The 3120-nt window shown below is 45.9% G+C and carries 4 protein-coding genes; all 4 read right to left on the reverse strand.

All coding sequences use genetic code 11. The annotated features are described in order from the left end of the window. Positions 1-235: 235 nt before the first annotated feature. Complete coding sequence (locus OXN25_09860; GenBank protein ID MDE0425162.1) at positions 236-1291, reverse strand: Gfo/Idh/MocA family oxidoreductase; 1056 nt, start codon at positions 1289-1291, stop codon at positions 236-238. A gap of 191 nt (positions 1292-1482) precedes the next feature. Further along, positions 1483-1704 carry a hypothetical protein gene (locus OXN25_09865; GenBank protein MDE0425163.1) on the reverse strand — a complete coding sequence of 74 codons (222 nt, stop codon included), beginning with the start codon at positions 1702-1704 and terminating at the stop codon, positions 1483-1485. Beyond that, positions 1661-1963 carry a BrnT family toxin gene (locus OXN25_09870; GenBank protein ID MDE0425164.1) on the reverse strand — a complete coding sequence of 101 codons (303 nt, stop codon included), beginning with the start codon at positions 1961-1963 and terminating at the stop codon, positions 1661-1663. The genes OXN25_09865 and OXN25_09870 overlap by 44 nt, the downstream gene beginning before the upstream one ends. 304 nt (positions 1964-2267) lie before the next feature. Beyond that, on the reverse strand, positions 2268-2624 hold the full coding sequence (locus OXN25_09875; protein ID MDE0425165.1) for a Gfo/Idh/MocA family oxidoreductase: 357 nt from the start codon (positions 2622-2624) through the stop codon (positions 2268-2270). Positions 2625-3120 lie beyond the last annotated feature (496 nt).

Below are 3120 nucleotides of genomic sequence, written 5' to 3' on the forward strand. Positions count from 1 at the left end.
ACCTACGATCTATTGATGATTACTTACTCCTTGGGAGATTTGATAAATATCAGTTTCCTTAATTTCTCAACGTGCGATAAATCGCACTACTACGAACTCACCTGCTTGTAGTAGGGCAATTCTGCGGCGTACTCGCCCAAATGCGACGTGCATTATTGCCCGTCGATTACCTACATTTATCTTTTAATCTTCATACAGTTCGCGCTACATGGCTGTTTTATTGAACCCACGTTTTTTATGGCGGTACAATTTCAATTGCGCGGCGTTCTGTGGTCGCTTCACGCGCTGCCTCAATAATGGCGAGGTTGTGATACGCCTTCTTCGGATCTACGGGTAGTGGGGCATCCGCTGCAAGGGCGTTAAAGGTCTCCGTGAAATAGCGGACATGTCCGCTTGCGTCTTCGCGTTCTGCTTCGTTAAATTCTGAGAGCTCTAACGCTTTCCATCCGTCTGCTCTCGTGAAACGACGGAGTGCATCCTCCACATTTACGCGATGCCGGACGCGCAGGGAACCGTTCTCAGCATGCATCTCGCACCACCCAAAATCTGTGGCAGGTACGCACCACGCTCCCGATACAGTCGTGATCCCGCCGTTTTCGTGTTCACAGAGCAACATGGCGATATCATCGACATCAATATCGAGACGGAGGGTTTGGACACGTGCCTCAACGTATCGGACGGGCGATTGCATCAGAGCACAAACGGAATAGATTTCGTGGTAACTGGTGTCAATGATACACCCACCGCCTTTGGCTTTGCTGGCGCGCCACGCAAACGCCGGTGTCGGGTGATTCGCTGAAAAATCTGTCGGTTTTAGTCCCATCCCGACGCTCCTTCCGAAATGAGATTCTCCGAGTGCGTCAAGTTCTGTCATCGCTGCTCTCATGCCTGCATTGAAAAGGTAGTTATGCACGACTGTATAAGGCACGCTGTTACGACGCACAGCTGATAGAATATCGTCAGCCTCTTCCAAGTTCGTCGCCATCGGTTTTTCGGAAATAATAGCCATGCCTGCGTTTGCGGCTTCGATAACCTGCTCGGCGTGAAATGAATGAGGTGTGGCAATGGTCACGGCATCTATCGCTGCATGTTCGAGCATATCCCGATAATCTGCATATCGGTTCTCTGCTGGGACGCTGAACCGTTCTCCGACTTTTTGTAGGTTTTCTGGGACGATGTCTGCGAGCGCGGTTACCTGAATGGTGTCTGTGAGTGCATTATAGGCGCGGGCATGCGTATTTTGTACAATCCCGCCACAGCCAATAAGTCCTAAGCGAATGGGTTTCTTCATTGTGAGTCTCCTTTGTGTAGATTCTACATAGATGTTGCCCGTATGGGACTAAGGAGCAAGGCGATGGATTGTGAAGAAGCACGGCGGGGTAGAATGCACATCGCATTTGAGCGAGTACGCTGCAAAACCTCGCCTACTACTTTCAAGGGGCGCGGTTGGATTACCTTCGTCAAGGAGCAAATGGTTAAGGGTTATGAAACTTTCTTCTGATGTTCGACGATGATTTTTCCTAATGCTCTTAAGGCTTCGTTGACAGATTTGGCATCAGGGAACATCTCGGCTACATCATCATCGAGTCGAATTAGATTTTTGTCTGCGTAGTATCGCTGTGCATATTTTCCCCGAACGCCTTCGCTGAAATCGTATTCATCAAGCATATCTGGGGCATGTTGATTCGATCTGGCTTGATTCATAAGTTCTCCTTTCATAAGATGTCGCTTTTCGAGCAGAAATGATGCGAACAACATCGCCTCTCTCTGTATGAACAACAACTAAAAGTCTCTGTTTTTCAGAGTGCCCAATAGTCACCAATCTTTCTTCTATTTTTGAATGCAGTGGATCTGGAATAGTCAAAGAGAGAAAATCCGAAAAGACGGTGATAGCTTCTTGAAAAGAAACATTATGTTTTCTCAAATTTTCTTTCGCTTTACGAGTATCCCATTGAAATTCCAATCCCACGCTTTTTCACCGTTTTTGATTATTACCTACGTTTAACTATAGTTTGGACAATTTCTGTGAGATTAATGCTTATTTTCAAAGGGTTTCTGATTTTTCTTCAAGTTCCATACAAAAACCCAACTTGTAGAAAAATAAACGCAAATGGAAGAAGGCGCAAGCCCCAGAGGGGCGGAATGTCTATAGAAACGGCATATCCACCAAGACCTAAGCCCCAGAGGGGCGAAATGTGTATCGTGTTTAAAATTGTCCAAAGTTTAGTACGTTTAAGTATTACACATTCAAAAAAAAAAATCAAATTCTATACAGGTGCTGATAGAATACCACCAACCTCTTCCAAGTTCGTTGCCATCGGTTTTTCGGAAATAACTGCCATGCCTGCGTTCGCGGCTTCCACCACCTGCTCGGCGTGAAATGAGTGGGGTGTAGCAATGGTCACGGCATCTATCGCTGCATGTTCGAGCATATCCCGATAATCTGCATATCGGTTCTCTGCTGGTACGCTGAACTGTTCTCCGACTTTTTGTAGGTTTTCTGGGACGATGTCTGCAAGCGCGGTTACCTGAACGGTGTCTGAAAGTGCACTATAGGCACGGGCATGTGTGTTTTGCACAATCCCGCCACAGCCAATGAGTCCTAAGCGAATCGGTTTCTGCATTGTGGGTCTCCTTTGTGTAGAGTTTAGCATATTTCGAGATTATGTCAAATGCTTTTGATGGTCAGCAGATAGTAGTTAGCCACTGGTTAGTGCCTGTCAGAATCAGGATTTTCAAGATTATAGGATTTACAGGATTGGGAATTGACACACAAACTCACAAGAATCAAATCAACGGTATGAATGCCACATGACATTCCCCAGGATTTAGTCTGGGAATAGACAAAATCCGTTCCTTGTATTACATTTGCGCGTAAATCAACGTCAAGTGCGCGTGTGGTACTTGTAGACATTCGGCGGGTCATTGGTTGTTGTTGGGTCGGGATTTGGGGTTTCCGTCCTATAGAAAACAGAAATGAAGTTCTGCTGCGATACAGGCGGTAGCGCAACCTGTCTGTGTTCCATTTTTTGCATAAACTACCCCTCAAAACAGTGTAAATTTTTAGCTGATATTTATCAAATCTCCCAAGGAGTAAGTAATCATCAATAGATCGTAGGT

This window comes from Candidatus Poribacteria bacterium (assembly GCA_028820845.1).
Classification (GTDB): domain Bacteria; phylum Poribacteria; class WGA-4E; order WGA-4E; family WGA-3G; genus WGA-3G.

Excerpts from the sequence above, each read along its gene's own strand:
- OXN25_09865 (MDE0425163.1), bottom strand. The coding sequence starts at position 1,704 with ATGAATCAAGCCAGATCGAATCAACATGCCCCAGATATGCTTGATGAA.
- OXN25_09860 (MDE0425162.1), bottom strand. The coding sequence starts at position 1,291 with ATGAAGAAACCCATTCGCTTAGGACTTATTGGCTGTGGCGGGATTGTA.
- OXN25_09875 (MDE0425165.1), bottom strand. The coding sequence starts at position 2,624 with ATGCAGAAACCGATTCGCTTAGGACTCATTGGCTGTGGCGGGATTGTG.